This window comes from Paenibacillus sp. MMS18-CY102 (assembly GCF_009789195.1).
Classification (GTDB): Bacteria; Bacillota; Bacilli; order Paenibacillales; family Paenibacillaceae; genus Paenibacillus_T.
Window position 1 is genome coordinate 220,155 of the sequence record NZ_WSTC01000002.1, and the last position, 25,400, is coordinate 245,554.

Genomic DNA, 25,400 nt, shown 5'->3' on the forward strand with positions numbered 1-25,400 from the left:
TCTTTACACGGCTGAAAGTGATATGCTACTTAATGTGCAAACGTATGCCCAAATCAAATAGCATAGATAGAATGGAGGAAACTTATGACTGCTTTATCACCTATTGAAACCTTATTTATATCTACGGAAGTGTATCCTTTCGCCAAAACAGGAGGCCTCGCTGATGTGGCGGCTTTCTTGCCCAAAGCGCTTCGGCAGCGTGGCTGCGACGTCCGCATTATGATGCCGAAATTCAGGAGTGTAGGGGAGCGTTTCGGCGATGAGCTGCGCTTCGTCGCTTCGTTCGAACTGGAGCTTGCGGGACGCATGGTGCAAGGCGCGGTCGAGACGCTTGAGTACGGTGGCAACATCGTTTATTTTATTGATTGCCCGCATTATTTTGACCGGGAGCGGATTTATGATTACGAGGATGAGCTGGAACGGTTCGTCTTTTTCTGCAAGGCGGCGCTGACGGCGCTTCCGAAGATCGGTTTTAAGCCTTCCTTGCTGCATTGCAACGATTGGCTTACGGGCTTTATCCCATTTTTCCTGAAAAATGAATTCAGTAAGCTGCCGTATTACGCAGAAATGAAAACCTTGTTCACGATTCACGCCATGCTGTACCAAGGCGTTTTCCATCAACGCGCAGCTACTGAGGTGTTGGGGCTGGATTGGTCGTATTTCACCGAGCGGGGCCTCGATTTCTACGGGCAGTTGAACTGCATGAAGATCGGCATCCTGACTGCCGATACGGTTAGTACGGTCAGCCCAAGCTATGCAGCGGAGATCAGCAAGCTATCCCCTCTACAGATGGAGCCGCTTGCTCCTGTGCTGCGCAAGCGCAGGAAAGATTTGCATGGCATCCTAAACGGCATCGATCTTGAGGAAAACAATCCGGCAACGGATAAACGGTTATTTGCCAATTACGACGCTAATGATCTGTCCGGCAAGGCGGTTAATAAACGGGAGCTGCAGCAGCTGCTTGGGCTTCCGGTCCGGCCGGATGTGCCGATTGTGACCCTTATTTCCCGGCTGGAAATTACGAAAGGGCTATATCTGCTTGAGAAGTCGTATCATGAGCTGTTGAAAGATGATCTGCAATTAATCGTCGTTGGCGACGGAATCCCGTATTACGATTATTTATTTAATCACATCATGGAGAAGTTCCCGAACAATATGCGTTACAGGACATATGAAGAAACGCTGGCGTATCGGGCGTATGCGGGAGCGGATTTGTTCCTAATGCCGTCCTATACGGAAGCTTGCGGCATTAGCCAACTCATCGGCATGCGCTACGGCACGGTGCCGATCGTTCGGGAGACGGGCGGATTAGTGGATACGGTGCAACCGTACAACGCAGAAACTGGCGAAGGCACCGGCATTACGTTCAAGTACGCCAACCACTGGGTCATGCTCGATGCGATCAGGCGCGGGGTTGAGCTGTATAAGGACCGGAGCGCTTGGGATGGCGTAGTTGCGAGATGCATGTCGCGGCAGCTAGGCTGGGAGCAGTCAGCTGGGGAGTATCAGAAGCTGTATGAGCAGGTGGTTGGAGAGCCGCAAATCGTAGTGTAAGTTAATCAATTACGCCGCCCATTATGGGGTGGCGTTTTTTTTGTTTACTGAAAATGCGGCCGTCCCAATTCGAGATGTGTACAACTGCTGTTGCCTGAGGCACAATGGATACAGATAATAACGAGTGGCATGAAAGTGGTGAACCTCATTGGAAGTTATACAATACCGCATCACTGACGAGTGGGACGAAGAACGCTGGACCGCGGTTGAAAGTATTTACGAGCAAGCCTTTCCGCTTGACGGCAAGAAAAGCAGGGACATTATTCGCGGCATGTTTGCCAAAAGAATGTGCCAGCTTCACACCATCGCACAAGGTACGGAATGGATTGGGATGGCACTGACGGGGATCGATCAGCGTGTTGGTGCCGTAATCATTGATTATATTGCGGTTCGGGAGGATTATCGAGGAACGGGTGTAGGCAGATCTTTGTTGGATCATATCAAGCAGTGGGGCTATGAAACCGTAGGCTGCCAGGGCATCATCGTTGAAGTCGAATCCGAATTGACGGAGGAGAATAGGCAACGGAAACTTTTTTGGCAATCGAACGGCTTCCACCTCTCGGAATATGTACACCGCTACATCTGGGTTCCAGAGACATACCAGGCCATGTATATGAACTTCGATACGAATAATCCGTTGCCGGAGGATGGGAAGCTGCTGTTTCGGAGCATTACCAGATTTCATGAGAAGGCGTATCGAGGGGCGAAATAGGCTGTTGAGGTTGAAGGTACAAAACGAGCTTAACGGTACAAAATCCGCAGCGCCTGTTGATATTTCTCGATACGCTTAACATCATGTTCAGTCGGCTCGGCAATGCGTGAAATATCCATATTGTCCGTAATATCAAGGATTTTAACGCGGGTTGCTAGCTCGTTCTGTCTGATTCTTAAAATGAATGAATCGTAGCTTTCACCATCAAGCTTCGTCAAAGCCGTCAGCGCATCGATGATGCGTTGGCTAAACCCGTCTGTGATGAAATCATGCAGTTGGTATGAAGTATCCTCAACGACATCGTGGAGGACGGCGACAATGCGCTCCTCTTCGGTTGTTGCTTTGGTTAGCAGGCGCAGTGGATGAAGAATGTACGGATTGCCGCCTTTGTCTGTCTGGCCGTCATGCATTTCCGTAGCGATTAGGATGGCCTTGGTAAGGGTGGACATGTTGGTCACCTCGTTATTGTTTTTATATTTATTATAACAAAGAAGGAATTACAGGGTCATAATAAGCTGTATTGAAGGGAGAAAACATGAGAAGAATCAAGAGAATTGATATAAAATATGTTCATGGTTCGAATCCATTAGGCCTCCAGCTTGCACAAATGCTTCGAGATTCAAATGCTACAATAGAAGAGTATCCCCCAATCGCAGTCGTCATTCGAAACCTATATGCAGATACAGATGTTTTTCGTGCTCTCCAAACCTTCATTCAAGAAAATAAATGGGAGCACACCGAGTATGAACATCGAGAATATACGAAGAAAGAATTGAATGAAGCGCACTACTATGACTTGGGATTGCATTATCCATGGTGGCAGGTAGAGAAGCGTGCTCGGGATAATGGGACTAAATATGATGAAAGAAATAAATGTCCAAAATGTCATCAAGGGGAATATCAAATTACCGATCTTGTCATTGACACGAAGAAAATGGGCAAACGACAAATTGCATACAACTATCCAGATGTCATTGTTACCGAACATATCAAGCAGATCATAGAAGAGAGCCAACTGGCAGGATGTTATTTTCGGGAAGTGATTGAACGAAGAGGAATGAACAACACAAAATTATATCAATTAGTGCCGACCCAAGTGCTGGGCTCGATGAAGCTTGATCGAATGAGACTTTCTAAACACCAGTATTGTGAAAATTGTTACCGTGGTGCTGTCTTAAGGTCAGAGATTATCTATCCAGAAGCCTCAATGTTGGATGCAAAAGACTTCAATTTATCATTAGAATACTATGGTTTTGGAACTTATTGTACACCAAGATTAATCGTTAGTTCGAAGGTTCGTAAATTATTTATGGAAAATAAAATTAAGGTTTTGTATTATGAACCAATTGGAATCGAGAGTTAGCGCTCAAGGACATGATTATCTTTTTTAAGGAGCTACATATAATGCCTAAGAAAATCTTGATCTCATGCGTATTTATCGGAGTGATCGCTGCGACGATCACAGCATTTTGCTTGGGGGAAAATAACAGCCGAGGATACATGCGCGAAGATGGATCCCGTTCTGCCAATGTCATAATAGATAAAGACATGGCTGTAAGAATGGGAAGTGTAATTCTAGAAAAGTATTTCCCAACTGTATTTAAGGAACGACAGATGATTATTGAAGCTGAAGAAAACAAAGAAGAGTGGAAAGTTTTTAATGTCATGGATAGAACCACGAGCAATCTTGCAGATGAAACTATAGTCACAAATGGTGGCGGATATTATGTGATATTGGGCAAAAAATCCGGAGAAGTAATCGAAATCGGGATTAATGATTAATAGGTATAGGGGCTTGAAATGAACAACATTAATACTTATAAAAACTATTATTTAGGCAATCTCTTTGAAAGCAACAAGTGGGATTATAAATTAATAAACGATATTATATTAGCTTTTGTTCAGGATAATGACTGCCTTTATTACGAGCAAGGTTATGTATGGAGTGTGTCGGGCTTAAAGAATGCACCGAATACGGTCGAGGACAATGTGAATGGCTTATGGACTCGAATCGATTCAAGAGAGGAATTGCTTTCACTAACAGTAAAAGAAGTTGTGTATACTTGCGCAGTGTTGGGCCAAAAAGATGATTTTGATACGTGTAAGTTTAAACTAGCAGTTATCGAAACCGATGACTCGCTGGAGCTGCATGTAATTGAATTTATGCCAGGTGAGTTTCAAAAGCTATTGTCTGGTGCGTTAAAGCCGTTTCTTGACCGTGGGATAACGCTTCAATAATTCATTCGCGACGCTATCTGGAATTGTCTATAACTGACGCGAATCTAGTTGTGAGATGATATTATTACAGAAAACAGTTGGGATTATTTAATCTTAACTGTTTTTCCTAATGTATAAAAAGGGATGGTTTAGTAATTTTATGAGAAAAAATATTTTTAAGATAATAAGAGTTATTACCATGGTTTCTGTATTACTATCTGGATGTTCTAGTTTAGAGTCTAGCAGCACGAATGCTACGGATGAGATAGCAGGCCAGTCTCCAATTAAAAACGATGAGTTACAATGGAAATGGATTGTGGAGGCTGGTAAATACGAGGACTTTTCTTTTGTGGATGAAAACTGGATTGCGGTTAAGGGCGGCAATGGGAAATACAGAGTGATAAACACAAAAGGGGAAGCGGTATTACCGGATGAATACGACGAAATATATGGTTTTTGTGAAGGTATCGCTATGGTAAATAATGACGGGAAATTTTCATACATTGATAAAAAGGGAAGAAGTATCACGGAAGAGTGGTATCAGCGTGCAGGTCAGTTTAGTGAATCGAGGGGATCGGTTCAACTAAAAAATAAGTGGGGCTACATCAATCAATCAGGAGAGTTAATTATACAGTCTCAATATGAAGAGGTAAAATCCTTCGTTGGAAACCGGGCAGCTGTAAAGCTGGCGAACAAATGGGGATTTATAGATATGACTGGCCGCATGGTCGTTAAACCTCAGTATGATCAGGTTGGGGACTATAGCGAAGGAATGGCTGCTGTTCAGCTTGATGGCAAATGGGGATTTATTAATAGTGATGGAAACCTAATAACAGCGTTAGAGTATGACCAGGTTAAAGACCAGCATGAAGGATACGCAGCTGTCATGAAAAACAATAAATGGGGTTTTATTGATACCCATGGTCAGGTAAGCGTTGATTTGAAGTATGATGACGCCGGGAATTTCAGCGAAGGCAAGGCAGCTGTCAAAGTATCAGAATATACGGAGGATGGAGATGCTTGGGCGTATATAGACTATGATGGAAACATAGTTATTGATTTTTACCCGTACACTGCTACCGAAGGACGTATGATTGAGGTCGGAGAGTTTAAGAATGGACTCGCCTTCGTCTCAAAAGACTTATACAGTATTATCGATAGCAGAGGAAATGATATTTTTATGGGCGACTCAAAATTTTTTATCAGTGCATTTACTTATGATAAGCAATTCAATGTGATTCCTGGATATACATTTACGGATGAGAGCATGAAAGTTCGCAAATATGGTTTACTGGGGCTGCACGGCGAGCAACGGCTCGCACCAAGTTTCGACTTTATAGGTGAAATGAACGGTCCCTACGCTACAGTGATCAATGTTGAGGATGGCGTAGAAACAAAAGGGATTATAGAGATTTATAATTAGTTTAGCATGGCTCGAATGGCTTACTACTTGACCAACGGATATGGAGATACGATGGAGCTCCGTGATAGAAATTGTCAAGTGTGAACTAGCATAATTATGGTAGATAAATATATTTGATTATGTGATATGGATGGGAATTACATTGAATCTAAGTCAAAAGCAGCGTTAGCACAAAAACGTACTATATCAATTCTTTAATGGAGGTGTGGGATGTTTGAGCAGTTTCAAGCAATTATTTATTGAACTCAGTACTTTAATAGAATAAGCTCAACAAACAAAGTTAAATGAAATTGAACCAGTGCTTCACAAGATTCATATTAAATATTCAGATTATTTATGGCATATTAACGAGATACACGAATCTATAAAAAAAATTATTAGTGATCTATCTTAGAGTTATGACATCAAGTAGGAAGTACACTTCATAAGCGAACAATGGGTATACCGAGTGCCCTAAAAGGAGAAATTTGCAGGCATGATAAGAGGCCAGAAATGTAAAGCAGTGAAGTTGCATTGACGAAATCTCAGGCTTACTACATTTTCCTTATTACATTGGTGAAAACTGGGACGCATATAAGGAATGCTTAAATGATTTGGAATGGATATTGCAAAAATGCAATATGACCTTGAGGGTGGCAACTCAAGGTCTTTCTTTTACCCCTATCCAGTGCCGAATGAATCGGGCGGCTAAGTCGTAAACCGCTTTATTTAATAATTCATAGTGACTTCTCTCGGAAACTGAACTCATATGATACCAGACGCGCGTATGTCTCGTCGTGCTTGGGCGTAGTGAATCATTCAAGACTAGAAAGTGCTTTATTGAATGGAATTGAATGAAACGAGGAGTTGTCAGATGGCATGTCGTTAATCTGATTAACCGAGATCGAGGAAGTAGCGACGCGAATCTGGAGAATTCGATTCGGAAGGTGTTAACTGAATTGCTCTCCGAGACGAAGGTTTCTCCTGTCCCACCAGAACCAATTTCTATTGTATAACCGTTGTATCCAAGATTGTTTGATAGACAATATTCCGTCCATCGTCTTGAATTGTCGTCTTCTAAGGATTGCCGTAACTATCCAAATCATCGTAGTTCACATGTGCAAGCAGTCTCCCATTCTGATCCTTTACGATGACCTGGTTCTAATCATGAAGCTATGACTGTAGTAGACAATAAGAACTTTACGATAGGAAAAGCGGTTATAACTATCTCATCTCTTATGGATTTGCATAATAATTTAATTGCGAGAGCTATGGAATCCAAACCATATAATGATGGTATGACCGTTGATCAGATGTTTCAGATAGCACTTAAAAATGATTGGTTCTAACTTCTCATGAAGCTACTATTGAACTGTATAATATTGATACCGCATATATGGCGTCAGCTAATGGGTCTCAACAATTAGTTGTGCAATAGAATTACTGACTTCAGTGATACAACTGCATTTAAGTTTGTTGAAAGGAAGGATTAGAAATTAATGAATAGTGACGTTATGAAACTTGCTCGGAAAATTTTTCATATTGTTTTCTCTGGTATAATTGGACTTTTATACGTGCCTCTAATAGATTTTGCTGGATTTGAGAATGTTTTTTCTAAAGAGATAATCGGAAACTATGGAGATTACATTATGAGCATCCCGTTGATTGTTTTGCTTATGATATACTGCTTATTTATAAGAGCTAAAATGAAAAATCGAGTCTTTCTGTTTATTGGTATGCTAATGACTGCAATTTTCTGTAGTTTTGTTTATGTTAGTATGACAGTTGATTTACGGCTGGATTAATATGATGAAATAAATTTGAAATGAAAAGTTTTTAAAAAACGGGAGAAAGAGAGATTCAATAATTGCTTATTCAAATAAGAGCACATTATAACCAGTGCTATTCTGGGATATATATAAATCAAAAGAATTAATTTAAGAAGGGGTGTAAATAGGTGTTTGATAATAGGATAACAACTTCATGCATATCTATTATGTTGTTAATTATTTATTGCAGCACACAAGGCATTAAGATTCACATTTCTATCCCACTGGTTTGCATATTAGTTTTTGTAGTAGGGCTACTCCGAAAATCATCAAATAAATAATCAATTATTAGGCTATTGAATTCCTAAAGGACAGTTTCATAGCGTGTATCATAATTGTGTAATTACCGGATTCTGCCATGGTAATAGAGTGATCCTAACTTAAATTCCCTAATCCCCCAAAAACCATTGACAGCGGAGTGCTTTTGCGCTAATCTAATCCATGAAAACGTCTTCAGACGTTGGCACAACCACTAATCATAAAGGCAATGTTACCTTAACAGGTACAACCTCGAGCTATCACGGGGGTTGTGCCTTTTTTTTATTCCCATATACAAAGGAGCTGGAAACAAGATGAACATTCATGCAATTTATCATCGGGCGAAGCAAAACTGGTCGTACGCGTACGACAACAAAACGCTGCATATCCGCATTCGTACACAGAAGGGCGATATGGATCGAGTGGAGTTGTTCTGCGGGGACAAATACGACTGGCCGAATACGAACCAGCAGTATGCAATGAAGCTTTGGCTCTCGGATAACCTGTTCGATTACTGGGAGGTAGAGGTTGAGCCGCCATTCCGCCGCCTCGTTTACTATTTCGGCCTTCATGCTGGTGACGAGACGCTTTACGTGATGGAGAAGGGCTTCTTGAAGCAGCCACCGGAAAATGTGCATTACGGCGCGTTCGACTTCCCTTACATTAATCCAGTTGAAGTGTTCACGCCACCGGCGTGGGTGAAGGATGCTGTATTCTATCAAATCTTCCCGGAACGTTTCGCCAACGGCGATCCGTCCATCAACCCAGAAGGTACGCTGCCTTGGGGCGGCGAGCCAACACCGAAAAACTTCTTCGGCGGCGACCTGCAGGGCGTTATCGACCATTTGGATCATCTCACGGAGCTTGGCGTAAACGCGATCTACTTTAACCCGCTCTTCCAAGCGACGACGAACCATAGATACGACACATCGGATTATTTGAAAGTGGATCCAACGCTCGGCACGAATGAGAAATTGAAAGAACTGGTGGAAAAATGCCATGAGCGCGGCATTCGAGTGGTGCTTGACGCCGTGTTTAACCATTGCGGCAAACTGTTTGCGCCATTCGTAGACGTGTTGGAGAACGGCGAGAAGTCCAAGTATAAAGACTGGTTCCACGTACGGGAGTTCCCGCTCACGGTTAATGGATACATCCCAACGTATGAAACGTTCGGTTTCGAGCCAATTATGCCGAAGCTCAATACGGAAAACGCTGAGGTAAAAGAATATTTGCTGAAAGTTGCGCGTTATTGGATCGAAGAAGTGGGCATCGACGGCTGGCGCTTGGACGTAGCGAATGAGGTTGACCACCACTTCTGGCGCGAGTTCCGCCAGACGGTGAAGGGCATCAACCAAGACGCATATATCTTGGGCGAAATCATGCATGATTCGCTTCCATGGCTGCAAGGCGACCAATTCGATGCAGTCATGAACTATCCGTTCACGAATGCGGTATTCGATTTCTTCGCTCGCGACGAACTGGATGCAGCAGGCTTCTCCAGTGCGATTTGCACGCAATTGGCAAGCTACCAGCGCCAAGTGAATGAAGTATCCTTCAACTTGCTCGGCAGCCATGATACGTCCCGTTTAATGACGGCATGCAACGACAATGAAGGGCTCGTGAAGCTGTCCACGCTGTTCAAGCTGACATATCCAGGATCCCCATGTATTTACTACGGTGATGAAATCGGCCTCGATGGCGAGAACGATCCATATTGCCGCAAGTGTATGGAGTGGGACCGCGAGAAACGCAATGAAAGCCTGTTCGATTTCTTCAAATGGGCAGTTGCGCTTCGCAAGAACAATTCGGCACTGCGCACGGGCAGCTTCTCCTTCATCCAAGCGGAGGAAGGCAGCGACCAAATCATTTACGAACGTGCAGACAGCAAAGACCGCTTCATCATTCTCATGAACAGAGGCAGCGAGCCGGCAACGCTCGTTACAGGCGCAGAATCGTTTACACGGATCGATACCAATACAAGCACTTCCGTCAGCTTGGTTGACGGCAAAGTAAGCGTAACGCTCCCAGCATACGGCTACGCCGTGCTTCGTACAGACGTGACGCCTGAGCAAAAGCAGTCCCAAGCAGCCGTTCCTACTGGTACAGCAGCTGCAAGCGTAAGCGCGTAACTAGTACTTCTAAAGTGAATGCCGTTCTTATCGTCGCATGCCGGCGATGAGGACGGCTTTTTTCGTTGCGCGAAAAAGACAGGACCGGGTAACTCCCCCGTATCCTGTCTTCTTTGCATCCTGTGTATCTTATTGCGCTAACTGCTCCAAATCCGGCTGCAATTTGTTCCTTAGCACATACAGCATCGTTGCACCAACAAGGAAGGCGACGGCATCCGCAATAACGAGCGACCAGATGACTCCGTGGAAGCCATTCATTTGATTGGCGAAATACAGTACTGGAATAAGCGTAACGCCTTGAATGATGGACATAATAAACGCGGCGGTGCCTTGCGCTGTTGCCTGGAAAATTCCCGTAAACAGCGTGGTCATGCCAGTAATGAACAAGGATAAGAAGGTGACATGCAAAATGTAGCTGCCCATTTCAATCAATTGCGGGTCATTCGTAAACAAGCCGATTAGGTGGTCGGAAATGAGATAGACGATGACGCCGAACACGGCCGCTAACGCTGCGATTGTTTTGATCGTGAAGGAAATGGTATGCTTCATGCGCAATTTGTTCGCTGTAAATGAGAAAGCGATGAGCGGCACGACTCCCTCGCATAAGCCCATTAGAATGAACTCTGGGAATTGCAATAAGCGCGATGAAATGCCATGCGCTGCTACGGCTTGATCCCCATATTCGACAAGAAAATGGTTAAAGATAAGCGACATGCCGCCTAAAAAGATACTCATAATAAAGACGGGAACGCCAATTTTGAATACTTTGCTTAGTATGTCCTTGGACGCTTTGAACCATTTTGCGGAGATCGTTAGAAATTGGCTCTTATTGCCCATATGGTAGGCGTAGTATAGGATCGCAACCAAGTTGGAAATGACCGTTGCTGACGCAACGCCGATGACGCCCCAATCGAAAACGAAGATAGCAAGTGCATCGAGAATAATATTGACGACAACGCTGAGAATCATGCCAGTCATCGACGTGATCGCGGCACCTTCGGCGCGAACGATATTTTCCAGCGTGAAGAACAGTACAACGATTGGTGAACCGATAAGCATGACCGTGACATAGTCCTTCGTGAACACGAATGATTCAGCCGATGCCCCAAGGCCATGAACGATGGAATCGATTAACGGAAGGCCGACTGCCATGACGATAAGGCCAAGAACTAAGCTTGCGTAAAAGGCGAATGAACTCACATGCTTGACGTCATTATATTTTTTCTCGCCCAGTAATCGGGAGATGAATGTGCCGCTGCCCATGCCAATCAAATTGCCCAGCGCCATAATGATCGCGAATAACGGCAAAGTTAGCGCGAGTGCGGTTAGCATGGCGGTATTGCCTAGCGTGCCAAGGAAAAAGGCATTTAAGATGGAATAGATGACGCTCATTGACGTGCCTAGCATCATCGGAACTGCGAAGTGAGCGACGGCTTTTGCGATCGGCGCTTTTTCAAAATAATGGAGGTTTTCGGTATCCATACGGATCACTTCTTTCTTCATGTAGTTTGACTGTGTGTTGACCTTCTCTAACGGTGTTAGATTGAACCTTACAGTGTTAGATGATATCATGTGGATATGAACCTGTAAAGCGAAATCTTACACTGTTAGAGAAAAGGGCGGATACCGATGAAAAAGCAGCAGCCTCAGATTTCGGAGGAGAGGATTTTGGAAGCTTCTTGGGAGCTTCTAGGGGAAGAGGGTATCGAGAAATTTAGCATGAGGCGATTGGCCGATCGGCTAGGCATTCAGGCACCCTCTATATACTGGTATTTCAAAAGCAAGCAAACTCTTTATCAGCGCATGGCCAATCAGATATCCAAAATCATTTTGGAGGAGTTCCATTCCGAAGGGGATTGGAAGGAGCAACTGACGGGTCTTGCAACTACGGTACGGGATGTGCTCCGCCGATATCCTTGCTCGACACAGCTCATGATGCTGACGCTGCCTCACGAGCCGGACATCGTCCGGTTCACCAACCGCATGCTGCTCTGCGTGGAACCGACGCCGCTTGAGCAAGAGCAGAAATTACAAGCTGTGCTCACGATTATGAACTTTGTCTTCCACTTCGTTCTTGATGATTACGAGCATCAGCGCAATGTGTCCGCCATTATGAAGGAGCGTGGAGAGCTTCCGAGTGATGAGATGACCCAACTACTGAATGGCATGAGCGAGACAGACGCGGGATTATTTCGGAGGATGTTCAAGAGCGGAATGTTCGAGCTGATGGGAACCGACGGGGCGTTTGAGTTTGGCTTAAAGCTGATTTTGCTCGGGATTGAGCAAGTGATTAAGGAGCAGGAGCAGAACGAGCAGGAACAGGAACAGTAAACGGATGGCATGACAGAAGCGCAGGACGAAGGGCAAGACTGACTGGGGACAAGACCGTTACAGGACAGCTATCCGGTGAGAACAGGTTATCTTTTTACTGCCTTGCAATTGCACTTTGTACAATGAGAAAGGGATGAGTGGCTTGCCCTAGGGGTTCCCATTGCAGTTCATGCAATGAGATACGAGCGAGCAGAGGTACAATGTGCCCAAAACATAAGTATTCCGCTTTTCCCATTGCACGATATGCAATGAGACCTCCACACTTCGGCTCTCGAGTTGATCTCATTGTACGAACTGCAATGAGCATGCTGCTCCATGCACCATTGCCAGCTTTTCTACAACGTACACCGCAGTCCCCAAGCAAACACAGCAGTCCACGTGCAAACGTAGCAGTCCGTGCAAACACCGCAGTCCCCAAGCAAACACAGCAGCTACACGCAATAACCGCGGCCGAGCCATCTGCTGCAGCGCAAAAAAAAGCCAACCAGTAAACACTGGTTGGCCTAATCATACGAAGGGGTGTCCCCCAGCCTTTATGGCTATCGGGACACCCCTTTCATTGATGGTATGAGGGTCAAGTAAAGACCCTCATATCCCACATCTCTCTCCCCCACAGGGGGGAGGCATAGTGATGGACGCGCTGGCACCCAGCGGAGAGGACGGAGCAATTGCGGAAAAGCGCCAGCGGTCGCCTTGGTCTTCGGATTCCCACCGATAAACCAATTCAAAGGAATCCGAAGACCACAGCGATTGTAGCAATGCTCCGTTCTCGCAGCGGCACAGAACGCACCACAACTCCCCCAGCGGCACAGAACGCTCGCTATGCCGACACATCACTAACCAAATTTTTCATCCATTTCTTCGATGTCAACCGCACCCATCCCAGCATAAACCGGACGACTTCCTCGCACGACAACACGAGATACACGAGGAATACCGGCTGCTTCCAGACGAAGGAGAGCAGGAGGCCGGACGGAACGCCGATGAGCCAAGTTGCGGCTGATTCCATAGCGAACACATATTTGCTGTCGCCGCCGCTGTTCAGAATGCCGCCGGCCATAATCATATTCGATACCTTCACCCATAGGAAGCCAGCGAAGACGAGGATGATATAGACGCCGAGACGGCTTGCTTCGTCGGAGACGTTGTACGCCTTCACATAAAGCGGTGAAATGGCAGCGACGATCACGCCAAGAATCAAGGAAATCGTAATGCCCAGTTTGACGAATCGGCGAGCATGCGCGAGCGCCGTATCGAATTCGCCAGCACCGAGCTTATTGCCGATCATGACGCCGGCAGCGCTGGACAAGCCTGTCAGCAGGCCGATGCTAAGCCCTTGGAGCGGGGACGTCATCATCATCGCGGTCATTTCGGTTGTGCCCATACGGCTATAGATGATCGCATATACAGTTTCGCCAAGCACCCAGACGAGCTCCGTTAGAATGATCGGATAGGACGTCGAGAAAAACTTCTTAATGAGTGGTTTAGGAATGATGAATAGGTTGCGCATTCCCGTAGCGCCAGGCAACCGATAGGCGTAGACAACACCAATGATCAGCACGCATTCCACGATTTTCGAAATAACAGTAGCGACAGCGGAGCCTTTAAGCCCCATCTCAGGCGCTCCAAAATGGCCGAACACGAGCATGTAGTTCAATATGATGTTAAGAATGACGCTGACCAAGCTGACATACATCGGCCACTTGGCATGCTCCGTGCTGCGCAGAATGGCGGAATACATCATCGTCAGCATCGTTGGCACATAGCTGATCGCGACGATTTGGAGGAAGATTGCTCCGCCATCCGTTACGCTCGTATCGGTTGTAAACAACCCAAGAAAGAATGACGGATTAAAGTAGACTGCGATAGAGAAGGAAAGCGATAGCAGAATGCCTGTGAACAGCCCGATGCCGAGCACCTGGCTGATGCTCTTGCTGTCTTTATTCCCCCAGAATTGGGCAGCGTAGACCGATACGCCGATCGAGAGCCCGGCAAGGACGACCGAGATGATGCCGAATATTTTGGTCGCCATGCCAACAGATGCGATCGCTACGTCGCCGAGCTGGCCGATCATCAGCTGGTCGGTCAGGTACAGCAGCGACATGAGCAAGCTTTGCAGCGTTACCGGAATCGCGATTTTATAAATGTTCTTATAGAAGCTTTGACGCTCATTCATTCTTCTAATGCTCCTTTAATCTTGTGTGGGTAAGCACTGGGTAGGCTAGACCATGAACCGGCTATAGTCGGTTACGATCCAGTCCGCTGGGGTCAAATCTTGGTTGCCGGAATTCGGGTTGCGGTATCCGACAACTTGCATGCCTGCTGCCTTGGCCGCTCTCACTCCGTTATGGGAGTCTTCGACAGCCAAGCATTCGGAAGCGGGAACGCCTAGCCGTTCTGCTGCCAGCAGGAAAACATCCGGCGCGGGCTTGCTGTGCTTCACTTCTTCGCCGCTAGCAATGATATCGAAATCACGTAGGCAGCCAATCTGCTTGAGCAGCAGATGAATGAGCGCAATCGGAGAGGAGGAAGCTACCGCGATGCGGTAGCCCCGTCTCTTCAGCCAACGAATGAATGCTGCTGATTCTGGAATGGGCTGCAAGCTAGTATGGGCGGCGACAGCTTCCAGCACGTTGCGTTGGTGGGCGGCAAGCAGCTCCTCAAGAGGGGGCTGCAGCCCGTAGCGCTCTTTGATCGTGCGCCACATTTCTTCAAGCGAAACGCCAACGAATGCATGCTGCTCGGCTTCACCCAGCGTAATGCCGTGACGGGCGAATGATGCCCGTTCAATCTCGAAGTATAGCGGCTCACTATCCGCCAGCACGCCATCCATGTCGAAAACGACTGCGCGATAAGGAGTAGGGGACAGCGGTGAGAAGCTTCTGGCAGTTGTCATCGGGGCAGCTCCCTTCGAGTAAATTAGATTGCTTTCTTGTAGCGCATGAGCGTGTAGTTTTCCCGCGGCTCTACTTCAACGACTTTATATTTCTTCGCAAAAGCAAGATCGCGATAGCCTTCGCCATCTGCCAGCGTGATGTTGTCAGCACCGCCGATAATGATTGGCAGCTGCATGAGAATGATTTCGTCAGCGAGATCTTGGTCGAATACATGCCAGTTCAAGAAGCCGCCGCCTTCGACCATCAGGTCAGTAATGCCGAAGTCCGACTCCAACTGGCGGAACAGCTCTGCAAAATCGACCTTGTCATAACCGCAAACGATGCAGTCTTTGCCCCGCGCGCGAATCTGTTCGATTTTGGCGTCATCCTTGCCAAGCTCTGTCGTCACGATGATCGTGCGCCCTTCGTCAGTCAGCACATTGCTGTCCAAATCGATGTCCATTGTTGCCGTTGGCACGATCCGAATCGGGTTTTTATTTTCCTCATAACGGTTCGTCAAGAACGGGTTGTCGTTGTGGATCGTATTTTTGCCGACCATAATGCCTTGCACATGACCGCGGAATTTGTGAATGTACTCAATATCTTGGCTAGAGAATAACGAGAATAGCTGCTTGCTTGAGCTGCCCGAACCTAGCGTTAATTTTCCATCAATCGAGATTTGGCTAAAAATAGTTGTTTTCATTATTATCCGTCCTTTCTATGTTAAAGGCCATCACGAAGTGTTTCTTCGAGTTTCGTGCCCATTGCGAGGAATGCTTCTTCTGCACTATGATCCGGCAGCAGCTTTAATCCTTCGATAATTGCAATCCATGCGTGAATCATCGTTCGGTCAGTCGGTGTTGGCTGGCTGTATGGCAGCTGCGAAATAATTTCTGCCTTGTTCGGGCTGCTTGTAGCGACTAATTGTTCCCGAACGTTCTCGCCCGCTGGAATCCGCTGCACTTTGTTCGCCCACAGCAGCTGGCATTCTTCGCTCAGCATGAAGTCCGTGAAAGCAAGAATGTCCTCACGCAACTCCGATTCCAATGCCGCATTTGGATACACGAATCCGATTGAAGAGGAGAACGTGAGCGATTGCCCAGCAGCTAGGCGAGGCAGGCGGCAGACACTCAGCTTTTCCCGCATGTTTTTATCCAGATGGTTAAAAATCCACTCGCCGCAAATGATCGCGCCAATTTTCCCATCGATGAATTGCTCAAGCAAGCCAATCGACCCGTCGAGGCTGGCAAGCGTTCCTTGTGCCAACTGCTCCTTCACGAAGGCGAGCGCTTGTTGCATGGCAGGGTCGCTTACCGCTGGCTTGCCGTCTCTCAGCGGCCATCCGCCGAATGCAGAGAGGAACGGAATAAACCAGTACGCTTGCGATAGATCGGCAGCGATTGGCGTAATGCCTTGGGCAAGGAAGGCCGGTGCTGCTTCTTCAATTGCTGCCCATGTAAGGGGAGCCTCAGCGAACAGCTCATTGTTGTAATAGAGAACCAGATTGTTGCCGCTTAATACCGGAACGCCGTACAATTCGTTGTCGACAGTCATCGTCGAGAGCGAACGGTCGGATAGAATGCCGGCATACAGCTCACGTGGCACTTTGGAATAACGTCCGATATCGGAGAAACTCACCATGTCTGAAGGGACGAATGCGATGTGAGGGCTCTCTCCGCCTTGGTGAATTTCGCCAAGCCGCGTGCCTAGCACTTCAATGTTCATCACTTCTGGGGTAACATGCACGTCATTGCGCTCCGAATAGAGGCGGCAAATTTCTTCTAACACTTCAATGGAGGTGTCGCCCGGTCCGTCGAATTCATGCCACAAAATTAATTCTTTCTTTGCGTTGATGGTAGATTCACTCATGCTTCATTAACCTCCAGATTGCCGTGATAGAGAAGTAGTGCTTGATGTGGCGCCAGCTGCGCATGGGACAAACGTTTGCATTGTTGGTTGTCGCTAATATTGCTGTCAATGGATACGGCATACGATGTAATGCCAGGCTGGATCGCAGCTAGGTCGACCTGTATTGTAGCTTCGCTGCTCAGATTGCAGCAGACGACGGCGGATTCTTCGCCTTGGCGATAGCCGTAAATGACCACGTCCGAAGGGGACTCTGCAATAAAGAAATGCTCCGGACGGAACAGTCCCAAATGATCTTTCTTGAAAGCCGTCATCTGTTCAAGCAACAGCCGCATCGGATTGCCATTCGTCCAATCGATCGTCATTTTATTGAAAAATGCACGAGGGATTTCTGCACCGCTCGTATTGTCCGCCAAACCGCAGTTGAGCGGTTGCACCTCATTCACCTCATAACCTGTTGTCACGTACGGTATTGCGTTGGGCAGATAGTGATTGAATACGCCGATCATGCGGGCGAGGCCAACGCCGCCACGGCTCGTAATTCGCGGCGTGTCCGCCGTCTCCGAGCAGGCGAAGATGTGGATGCTAAGGTCAGGCAGCTCTTTCAAATAACCGAGAAGGTTGTCCTTCGTGATTTCCGTCATCACGTTCCAGCCGCTGCCAAGCATAATGTTGTACCCGGTCGCCGCTGCTTTCACATGGTTGCGATTGAACAAATCTTCGCTGATCAGAATCGCATCCGGATTCGCTTTCTTAATCGTGTCGAAGATTGACGTAAGAAGCGGAATCGGCAATACATGCCCAATGTCGATGCGGAAGCCGTCAATGCCGTACGTATCGATGTTGAATTGAACGGCCTCAATCAGCTTATCCCATAGCGCCAGATTCGGTTTTTCCGCAGGGTAATAGTTGCATTTGATCGTGTCGAACAGTACATAAGGCGCTTGATCCGGCTGCAAGTATTGGCGCACTTGGGGTGCAAAATCCTCATATAGCCGCAAGAACGTAATATCGGTCCAAATCGGCTGAACGTCATTAATCCAATCAGAGTGCGCAGGCGATGTTGTGATGCCCATCTCTTGCTCGACGAGCGTCAGCAGCTCTTCGCCCGTTTGGATCGAACGAGCTTTCAATTGCTCCCACAATGCAGGATTCAGCACGTTCGGGGGTTGGGTGAAATGCGACAAGAATGCGGCCGTCGCTTCGCTTCGGTACACCGTCTCCAGCTTGTCCGGCGTGCATTCCTCGAAGAAATCGAGTTCCGGAATTGGTGGGGGAGCGAAGCCGTCCAGCGCTTCATTTTTGATCCAATATACCCACTCAGGATTTTCCTTGATGAATTCGCTGTTTTTCGCTGTTACGCGAGGAATGAAGTCTACGACCGTCTTAATATCGAGCAGATGGCAGCCTTCGACCAATGCGCTTAGCTCATCGTGAATCGTCAAGCCTTCCAGCCCATCCAGCAGCGGATCATGCAGGTGAGGGTCTAGATGGAACAAGGATTGCACCGCATACGGCGATCCAATATCCCCTTTGAGATTCAGCGTGCTGTAGCGATTGATAGGCAGCATGTACAAAATGTTTACGCCCATCTGCTTGAGCATTGGCAGCAGAAGCAGCAGGCGAAGGAACGTTCCCGATTCAATCTCGCCATCATGGTTCGTGTCCCATGCTGTCGAATAACGCACAAGGGAAGAATAGATGACGCTGTCGTCCAGATTGGTTTGCTTCTGGAACGTATAGTCCTTGGAGCGCTCCATTAAGTAGCTCAAATGCGTATCAAAAAAATCATAGGGGTGTACGCAGATCTCCCCGTTTTTCTCCTCCACTGCGCGCGAGTATCCGCACACATTCCACAGGCTTGGTATCCAGATTGGGTCAATGGCGCTGTCCCGGCGACCGGCAATGAAGGCCCGAATGGCTTCTAGCTTATTCTCTCTACTCACGTTGTTGTCTCCTTCCTATCCCTATCTCTCTTTTTCTCTCTCTTTTTTGGTTTGTAGCGGTATTATGGCTTAAATACGGTCTTTACAGTGCGGCTGATCACCTCCTTCATAGAATCAAGTTCGTACCCTAGCAGTTCATTAATCGCTTTTTCATGCTCGTCTAATCGATAAGAACGGGTGACAAGCTGCGCGATTTCCGGATGCCGGGCAGCGAACCGAAGCGCTTGCTCGAACGTATGGCGATACTCGCCAGCTCCGATTAGCTTAATTGCCTTCTGGATGTATGCAGTTGGCGAAATCGTATGCCGATATACGCCATTAATGCCGAATGGGATGATCGTCCCCCCGCGTTCGACCCACTGTTCTGCGGTATGCAGCTGCGTGCCGACCGTGTCGATGACAACATCGAATTTGCGGTTGCCCAGCAGCTTGCGCACATTGCCTTCGTTCAGCTCATCAGGTGTGAAGACGGCATCACAGACGGACTTGGCGCATTCCAAACGATATTCGTTCACCTCTGTTGCTGCTGTTAGGCGGGCAAACGAAGCGCTAACGACCTGGCACAGAATGCCCATTGGACCTGAGCCAAGGATCAAGACGGAATCATCGGGAGAAACTTTCGCCTCGTTGAAGTTATGAATAACACAGGCGAGCGGCTCAACCAATACAGCTGCAGCTGCGCTGACCGTCGGCGGCAGGGGATGGACGAAGCGCTGGCGCGTAACGAATAGGGGAGCGAACGTGCCTTGTGCATTCAATCCGGCAATGCGCATTCCCTCGCCGTCGATGCCTAAGCAAAGATGCGGCTTATTCCGTTGGCAAAAATCGCATTCGCCACAGCTCTCGTTCGGATCGATAACGACGCGGTCTCCTACCTTGACGCGGTCAACAGCACTTCCGGTCTCGACCACAGTTCCAACGGCTTCATGCCCGCGGATAATCCCATGGACGCCTTCCTCCTTGCCCGTTACGACAGCGAGATCTGTTCCGCAAATTCCTGTCATTTCGATTCGAATTTTCACTTCGTCAGGAAGCGCGATCTGTGGTTCCTCCACCTCGAGAAGCTCTAACCGATGTGCTGCTGTCCATACTAATGCTTGCATGACGATTCCTCCGTTTGTTTGAAAATCTGAAAGCCATAGGGCGGAAGCTGGATTGTCACATTTCCCTCGTTTGTCCTGGCCGCCAGCTTAGCTTTGCTGTTCCATACGTTCTGCCAATGCCCTTCAGGCAGCGCCAGTATGAGGGATTGTGGTTCAGGTGAAGCATTCATGGCGATGATGAAATGCTCGTGATCGTTCTTGCGCTCATACGCAATCTGATGGCTGCCTGGCGAGGCTTGCAGGAAACGGAACATGCCGCTTCGCAGCGCTTCATATTGTTTTCGTAGTGCAATCGTTTGCGCAAAGAAGTGCAAAAGTTCCTGATTTTGCCGGCTTTCGTCCCATTCCATGCATTTACGGTTATCGGGATCGCCTTCACCCGTTAAGCCGACTTCGTCGCCGTAATAAATACACGGAGCGCCAGGGTATGTGAATTGGAACATGGTGGCAAGCATCATTCGGTCGATATTGCCTTGACACAACGTCAGGAGACGGGGTATGTCATGGCTGCTAAGCAGATTGAAAGCTGTCTCATTTACCTGATGCGGATAGAGCGCCATCCAGCCCCCAACGGCATCTGCGAATTCACGTGCATCAAGCACGTCTTTCACCATAAATTTGAGAATGAAATCAGTAACCGGGTAATTCATAATGCCATCAAGCTGATCGCCCTGCAGCCAAGGCATGGAATCATGCATGATTTCGCCAAGAATATACGCATCCGGCTTAAGTGCCTTCACAAGCTCTCTAAATTTTCGCCAAAAAGCGTGGTCAACCTCATTCGCAACATCAAGGCGGTAACCGTCGATATCGCATTCCTCAATCCAGAAGCGGGCGACGTTGAGCAAATAGTCACGTACTATCGGATTAGCGGTATTAAACTTCGGCATATGGGGCTCAAAACCGAACGTCTCATACGTGGTTGCTCCCCGTTTATCGATAATCGGCCATTCGTGTACGAGAAACCAATCGGCATAAGGGGATGCGGAACCGTTCTCCAAGACGTCAATAAAAGGAGGGAAATACCGTCCTGCATGGTTAAACACGGCATCGAGCATGACGCGAATGCCACGTTTATGGCATTCGGAAACCAATCGTTTAAGCGTCCCAATATCGCCAAAATGTCGGTCTACCGCGAAATAATCGATCGTATCGTATTTGTGATAAGAGGCTGCTTGGAATAAGGGGTTGAAGTAGATGGCGTTGACGCCTAGCTTCGCTAAGTAATCTAGCTTGTCGATTACTCCCTGAAGATCACCGCCAAAATAATTGTCAATTGTCGGTGTTCCTCCCCAAGGCTCGACATCTTTCGGGTTGATTGATGGGTCGCCATTGGCAAAACGATCCGGGAATATTTGATAAAAAACGGCGTCCTTCACCCATGCTGGGGGTGTGAAAACATCAGCGATACTCACATACGGAAATTCGAAATTGCCGAATGCATCCTCATACGGAACGTTCTTATGCCATCGCTCCGCATACCAGATGTGCTCGTCCGTAGAGAGTACGTGAAAACGGTAACTTAGTCTCCCATGAGGAGGCTTAACCGAAGCTTCCCAATAATCGAATCGCTCATCGGATATCCATTTGTCCATTGCGGCCTGCTGCAAAGTGGACGCCCAATCGTACTTGTCCCCATAGACGAGCGTGACAGCACTCGCATCATCCCGCTTGGTGCGGATTCGAATGCTTACAGATTGGCCAGCATTGGCTGACGCCCAGCTAGATCGGGCCTGATGGTGGATGGCTTCGATATTCAATATCATTCATCTCCTTCATGTGTGGAATAAAAAAAGCACAGCCTTAGCGTAGGTAGACGCAAGGATGTACCTTCGCTAGGTAACATGGCCTTCAAATTCTCAAGGTGCCAAGGAAAGGAATAACATTATTTACGGCAAACTATAACATAGTCATTGTGTCGAAGTAAGGGGGAAAATGTCGAAAAATGTTTATTATTTGCAAAATAATATCGAGGTTGACAACGAAAATATGTTGCGTATAAAATACGAATTGAAAAGAGAACACAACTTGAGGGCCATGATTTTAAACCGATGATTGGTTTGAAACAACCCCGGTATCTCCCAGTGGAGAGACCGGGGTTGTTTGTGTTCTCGACGATTTTAATAGGGGAGGTGTTGGGAACAAAAAATCGATTTCATTTATTTTGAAAGCGTTTTCACATCTGGGTTATCAACAGCATCATTTGGATCTGTATTCCTGCTTATGAAACGCATCCCAACTTAACTTAACGGAGGTTACTAATGAAAAACAAATGGGTTAAAGCATCCGCTTCGCTCGCATTATCGCTTACAGTCGCGATTGGCCTTATCACGCCAGCGGTCGCATCTCCTGCTACTTCGGTAAACAACAAGCAAAACTTCAGCACGGACGTCATTTATCAGATCGTTACGGATCGTTTCTCGGACGGCAATTCCTCGAACAATCCGACAGGGTCTGCTTTTGATGGCAGCTGCACGAACTTGAAGCTTTATTGCGGCGGAGATTGGCAGGGCATTATTAATAAAATCAACGATGGCTACTTTACGGGCATGGGAATTACAGCATTGTGGATTTCACAACCTGTTGAGAACATTTACGCGGTCATTAACTATTCAGGCGTGAACAATACGGCTTATCATGGCTACTGGGCAAGAGATTTTAAGAAAACAAACCCCGCCTTCGGCAGCATGACGGACTTCGCGAACCTGATTTCGGCTGCACACAGCCACAACATTAAGATCGTCATCGATTTCGCACCGAACCATACGTCGCCAGCGATGGAAACGAATACATCCTTTGGCGAGAATGGCAAGCTGTACGATAACGGCACCTTGCTCGGCGGCTATACGAGCGATACGAATGGTTACTTCCACCATAACGGTGGAACGGACTTCTCCACCTTGGAGAGCGGCATCTACAAAAATTTGTATGACCTCGCAGATATAAACCATAACAACAGTACGATCGATTCGTACTTTAAGAGTGCAATCCGCACTTGGCTGGATTTGGGTATTGATGGCATCCGTGTTGACGCTGTTAAGCATATGCCGTTCGGCTGGCAGAAAAACTGGATGTCCTCGATCAATAGCTACAAACCGGTGTTCACGTTCGGCGAGTGGTTCTTGGGCACTAACGAAACGGATCCGAACAATAGCTACTTCGCCAACCAAAGCGGCATGAGCTTGCTCGACTTCCGCTATGGCCAGAAGGTGCGCCAAGTGTTGCGCGATGGTACGGACACGATGTATGGCCTGGACTCGATGTTGTCCTCGACAGCAACGGATTATTACTCCGTTAACGACCAAGTCACGTTCTTGGACAACCATGACTTGGACCGCTTCCAAGTGACGGGCGCGAGTGGGCGCAAGCTGGAGCAAGCGCTTGCCCTGACGCTAACTTCCCGCGGCGTGCCTGCGATTTACTATGGAACGGAGCAATACATGATAGGCACCTCGGAACCGGGCAACCGTGCGAGAATGTCGTCGTTCTCGACATCGACGACGGCTTACAATGTCATTAGCAAGCTCGCTCCGCTTCGCAAATCGAATCCAGCTATCGCATATGGTTCGACGCAGCAGCGCTGGATCAACAACGATGTTTACATTTATGAGCGCAAATTCGGCAATAACGTAGCGGTCGTAGCGATTAACAAAAACTTGTCTTCGTCTTATTCGGTTTCTGGATTAACGACGTCACTTCCTAGCGGCACATATTCGGATACATTAACGAATTCGCTCAGCGGCAACTCGATTACGGTTGGCAGCGGAGGCGCAGTGAACACGTTCACGCTTGCAGCTGGCGGCGTAGGGGTATGGTCGTACACGACGGCAGCGACAGCTCCGGTTGTCGGCCATGTTGGCCCGCTGATGGGGAAACCGGGCACTACCGTTACGATTGATGGAGTGGGCTTCGGCTCAACGGCAGGGACGGTTTACTTCGGAACGACGGCTGTAACCGGTGCGAACATTGTATCGTGGGAAGACACAGAAATTAAAGCAATCGTGCCTAGCGTAACAGCAGCCCGTTATGGCGTTAAGGTTCGTACATCCGGCGCGGTTGACAGCAATACGATCAACAACTTTAACGTGTTGACTGGCGAGCAGGTAAGCGTTCGCTTTATTGTGAACAATGCGACTACGGCGCTTGGCGAAAATGTTTATCTGACGGGCAGCGTAAGTGAACTCGGCAACTGGACAGCGGCAAGTGCAATAGGGCCATTGTTCAACTCGGTCATTACTTCATATCCAAGTTGGTACTATGATGTCAGCGTACCAGCAGGAACGACGATTCAATACAAATTCCTGAAGAAAAACGGTGCGACGGTTACGTGGGAGGGCGGCACGAACCATTCGTTCACGGCGCCGGCAAGCGGCACGGCAACAGTTAACGTGAACTGGCAGCCGTAAGCGGCATACGCAGAATGCTTTAAGAGTTAGTGCAAACAACAAGCAGCGCCAAAAGCAGAACCTGTGCTTTTGGCGCTGTTTTTTATTTGCGGCTTAAGGAGCATTCGCTTACTTCACGCGTGCAATAACACGGGCTATGGATGAATCGGCTTGGATGTTGAGTGGGAGCGCGATGATTTCGAACGAAGGGATGTCTCGCAGCTGCGCGACATTCGTTAAATTTTCGATTAGGAGCACGTTATGCTGGAACAAGTGATTGTGCACCTCGAACGGATATTTGTCGGGTGAGGGCATGTCCATTCCTAGCATTTTTACATTTTTACGGACGATTAGCTCAGCGAATTCCAACGAAATTGTAGGATAATCTGTGAAATAGGCAGGTTGGCCGAACAGGCGACTATACCCCGTATGTAAAATGACAATTTGATGCGGCTGTATAAGCTGTTCGTATTCTGCTTTATAGCCAATGATTGGCTCGGCGGACACGTCTAGCAAGCAGCCATCGCCAATAAAGGTTTCAAGGGGAATTTCGTTTAGATAGGTCCGGCAATCCAGCATATGCATCGGGCCGTCGATATGCGTACCGGCATGCATGTTGATCGATAATTGATGATTGTTGTAGCCGTCGGTTTGAAATTGTTTGGAATGCACCAATTCGGTCTGTGAATCGCCGGGGAAGACAGGCAGCCTGTCAACAATCGGATGGGAAAGCTCTATAAGCATCGTACATCAATCCTTTCTTATTAGTATTAGTATTTAGAAGAGATTAAT

Annotated in this window: 20 protein-coding genes; 10 read left to right on the top strand and 10 right to left on the bottom strand. The window is 47.5% G+C overall.

Annotated elements, in window-relative coordinates; genetic code table 11:
• The first annotated feature begins 84 nt into the window (after positions 1–84).
• Complete coding sequence (locus tag GON22_RS02535; RefSeq protein WP_160394552.1) at positions 85–1,554, top strand: glycogen synthase; 1,470 nt, start codon at positions 85–87, stop codon at positions 1,552–1,554.
• A gap of 148 nt (positions 1,555–1,702) precedes the next feature.
• Entirely contained in the window at positions 1,703–2,266 is a 564-nt protein-coding gene (locus tag GON22_RS02540) for a GNAT family N-acetyltransferase (protein WP_160394553.1), read from the top strand.
• 29 nt (positions 2,267–2,295) lie between these two features.
• Here GON22_RS02540 and GON22_RS02545 read toward each other — a convergent pair whose 3' ends face one another.
• The gene (locus GON22_RS02545; protein WP_160394554.1) at positions 2,296–2,715 is read right to left on the bottom strand and encodes a GTP pyrophosphokinase; all 420 of its coding nucleotides are present in this window, start codon (positions 2,713–2,715) and stop codon (positions 2,296–2,298) included.
• Between the two features lie 86 nt (positions 2,716–2,801).
• Here GON22_RS02545 and GON22_RS02550 point away from each other — a divergent pair, with 86 nt between their 5' ends.
• The 6 genes from GON22_RS02550 (at position 2,802) to GON22_RS02575 (ending at position 10,101) form a co-directional block, all read left to right on the top strand.
• The gene (locus tag GON22_RS02550; protein WP_160394555.1) at positions 2,802–3,629 is read left to right on the top strand and encodes a hypothetical protein; all 828 of its coding nucleotides are present in this window, start codon (positions 2,802–2,804) and stop codon (positions 3,627–3,629) included.
• Positions 3,630–3,670: 41 nt separating this feature from the next.
• Positions 3,671–4,048, top strand: a complete 378-nt coding sequence (locus tag GON22_RS02555; protein WP_160394556.1) for a hypothetical protein — start codon at positions 3,671–3,673, stop codon at positions 4,046–4,048.
• Positions 4,049–4,066: 18 nt separating this feature from the next.
• Positions 4,067–4,504 (top strand): hypothetical protein, encoded by a 438-nt coding sequence (locus tag GON22_RS02560; RefSeq protein ID WP_160394557.1) that lies wholly within the window; start codon positions 4,067–4,069, stop codon positions 4,502–4,504.
• 139 nt (positions 4,505–4,643) lie between these two features.
• Positions 4,644–5,906, top strand: a complete 1,263-nt coding sequence (locus GON22_RS02565; RefSeq protein WP_160394558.1) for a WG repeat-containing protein — start codon at positions 4,644–4,646, stop codon at positions 5,904–5,906.
• Between the two features lie 521 nt (positions 5,907–6,427).
• Positions 6,428–6,604 carry a barstar family protein gene (locus GON22_RS26660; protein WP_442954346.1) on the top strand — a complete coding sequence of 59 codons (177 nt, stop codon included), beginning with the start codon at positions 6,428–6,430 and terminating at the stop codon, positions 6,602–6,604.
• A 1,682-nt stretch (positions 6,605–8,286) separates the two neighbouring features.
• Complete coding sequence (locus tag GON22_RS02575; protein ID WP_160394559.1) at positions 8,287–10,101, top strand: alpha-glycosidase; 1,815 nt, start codon at positions 8,287–8,289, stop codon at positions 10,099–10,101.
• A 129-nt stretch (positions 10,102–10,230) separates the two neighbouring features.
• On the opposite strand, the gene GON22_RS02580 is transcribed toward GON22_RS02575, so the two are convergent.
• Complete coding sequence (locus GON22_RS02580; RefSeq protein WP_160394560.1) at positions 10,231–11,583, bottom strand: MATE family efflux transporter; 1,353 nt, start codon at positions 11,581–11,583, stop codon at positions 10,231–10,233.
• A gap of 147 nt (positions 11,584–11,730) precedes the next feature.
• On the opposite strand from GON22_RS02580, the gene GON22_RS02585 reads away from it, so the two are divergent.
• Positions 11,731–12,432, top strand: coding sequence for a TetR/AcrR family transcriptional regulator (locus GON22_RS02585; RefSeq protein ID WP_160394561.1), 702 nt, complete (start codon positions 11,731–11,733; stop codon positions 12,430–12,432).
• Between the two features lie 820 nt (positions 12,433–13,252).
• Here GON22_RS02585 and GON22_RS02590 read toward each other — a convergent pair.
• From GON22_RS02590 to GON22_RS02620, 7 genes are all read right to left on the bottom strand, one after another.
• Positions 13,253–14,608: an MATE family efflux transporter gene (locus tag GON22_RS02590; RefSeq protein WP_160394562.1), complete on the bottom strand. Its 1,356-nt coding sequence runs from the start codon at positions 14,606–14,608 to the stop codon at positions 13,253–13,255.
• 45 nt (positions 14,609–14,653) lie between these two features.
• Entirely contained in the window at positions 14,654–15,328 is a 675-nt protein-coding gene (locus tag GON22_RS02595; RefSeq protein ID WP_160394563.1) for an HAD family hydrolase, read from the bottom strand.
• 23 nt (positions 15,329–15,351) lie between these two features.
• Complete coding sequence (locus tag GON22_RS02600) at positions 15,352–16,011, bottom strand: RibD family protein (RefSeq protein WP_160394564.1); 660 nt, start codon at positions 16,009–16,011, stop codon at positions 15,352–15,354.
• Between the two features lie 20 nt (positions 16,012–16,031).
• Positions 16,032–17,177 carry a sugar ABC transporter substrate-binding protein gene (locus GON22_RS02605; protein WP_160394565.1) on the bottom strand — a complete coding sequence of 382 codons (1,146 nt, stop codon included), beginning with the start codon at positions 17,175–17,177 and terminating at the stop codon, positions 16,032–16,034.
• Entirely contained in the window at positions 17,174–19,120 is a 1,947-nt protein-coding gene (locus GON22_RS02610; RefSeq protein ID WP_160394566.1) for an alpha-amylase, read from the bottom strand. The genes GON22_RS02605 and GON22_RS02610 overlap by 4 nt, the downstream gene beginning before the upstream one ends.
• 62 nt (positions 19,121–19,182) lie before the next feature.
• Positions 19,183–20,223 (bottom strand): zinc-dependent alcohol dehydrogenase, encoded by a 1,041-nt coding sequence (locus GON22_RS02615; RefSeq protein WP_160394567.1) that lies wholly within the window; start codon positions 20,221–20,223, stop codon positions 19,183–19,185.
• Positions 20,211–21,983, bottom strand: a complete 1,773-nt coding sequence (locus GON22_RS02620; protein ID WP_160394568.1) for an alpha-glycosidase — start codon at positions 21,981–21,983, stop codon at positions 20,211–20,213. The genes GON22_RS02615 and GON22_RS02620 overlap by 13 nt, the downstream gene beginning before the upstream one ends.
• A gap of 501 nt (positions 21,984–22,484) precedes the next feature.
• Between GON22_RS02620 and GON22_RS02625 the strand changes: the two genes are divergently transcribed.
• The gene (locus GON22_RS02625; protein ID WP_160394569.1) at positions 22,485–24,629 is read left to right on the top strand and encodes an alpha-amylase family glycosyl hydrolase; all 2,145 of its coding nucleotides are present in this window, start codon (positions 22,485–22,487) and stop codon (positions 24,627–24,629) included.
• 108 nt (positions 24,630–24,737) lie between these two features.
• Here GON22_RS02625 and GON22_RS02630 read toward each other — a convergent pair whose 3' ends face one another.
• Positions 24,738–25,352 (bottom strand): cyclase family protein, encoded by a 615-nt coding sequence (locus tag GON22_RS02630; protein ID WP_160394570.1) that lies wholly within the window; start codon positions 25,350–25,352, stop codon positions 24,738–24,740.
• Positions 25,353–25,400: the final 48 nt, after the last annotated feature.

Excerpts from the sequence above, each read along its gene's own strand:
- GON22_RS02535 (WP_160394552.1), top strand. The coding sequence starts at position 85 with ATGACTGCTTTATCACCTATTGAAACCTTATTTATATCTACGGAAGTG.
- GON22_RS02545 (WP_160394554.1), bottom strand. The coding sequence starts at position 2,715 with ATGTCCACCCTTACCAAGGCCATCCTAATCGCTACGGAAATGCATGAC.
- GON22_RS02550 (WP_160394555.1), top strand. The coding sequence starts at position 2,802 with ATGAGAAGAATCAAGAGAATTGATATAAAATATGTTCATGGTTCGAAT.
- GON22_RS02555 (WP_160394556.1), top strand. The coding sequence starts at position 3,671 with ATGCCTAAGAAAATCTTGATCTCATGCGTATTTATCGGAGTGATCGCT.
- GON22_RS02560 (WP_160394557.1), top strand. The coding sequence starts at position 4,067 with ATGAACAACATTAATACTTATAAAAACTATTATTTAGGCAATCTCTTT.
- GON22_RS02565 (WP_160394558.1), top strand. The coding sequence starts at position 4,644 with ATGAGAAAAAATATTTTTAAGATAATAAGAGTTATTACCATGGTTTCT.
- GON22_RS02575 (WP_160394559.1), top strand. The coding sequence starts at position 8,287 with ATGAACATTCATGCAATTTATCATCGGGCGAAGCAAAACTGGTCGTAC.
- GON22_RS02580 (WP_160394560.1), bottom strand. The coding sequence starts at position 11,583 with ATGGATACCGAAAACCTCCATTATTTTGAAAAAGCGCCGATCGCAAAA.
- GON22_RS02585 (WP_160394561.1), top strand. The coding sequence starts at position 11,731 with ATGAAAAAGCAGCAGCCTCAGATTTCGGAGGAGAGGATTTTGGAAGCT.
- GON22_RS02590 (WP_160394562.1), bottom strand. The coding sequence starts at position 14,608 with ATGAATGAGCGTCAAAGCTTCTATAAGAACATTTATAAAATCGCGATT.
- GON22_RS02595 (WP_160394563.1), bottom strand. The coding sequence starts at position 15,328 with ATGACAACTGCCAGAAGCTTCTCACCGCTGTCCCCTACTCCTTATCGC.
- GON22_RS02600 (WP_160394564.1), bottom strand. The coding sequence starts at position 16,011 with ATGAAAACAACTATTTTTAGCCAAATCTCGATTGATGGAAAATTAACG.
- GON22_RS02605 (WP_160394565.1), bottom strand. The coding sequence starts at position 17,177 with ATGAGTGAATCTACCATCAACGCAAAGAAAGAATTAATTTTGTGGCAT.
- GON22_RS02615 (WP_160394567.1), bottom strand. The coding sequence starts at position 20,223 with ATGCAAGCATTAGTATGGACAGCAGCACATCGGTTAGAGCTTCTCGAG.
- GON22_RS02625 (WP_160394569.1), top strand. The coding sequence starts at position 22,485 with ATGAAAAACAAATGGGTTAAAGCATCCGCTTCGCTCGCATTATCGCTT.
- GON22_RS02630 (WP_160394570.1), bottom strand. The coding sequence starts at position 25,352 with ATGCTTATAGAGCTTTCCCATCCGATTGTTGACAGGCTGCCTGTCTTC.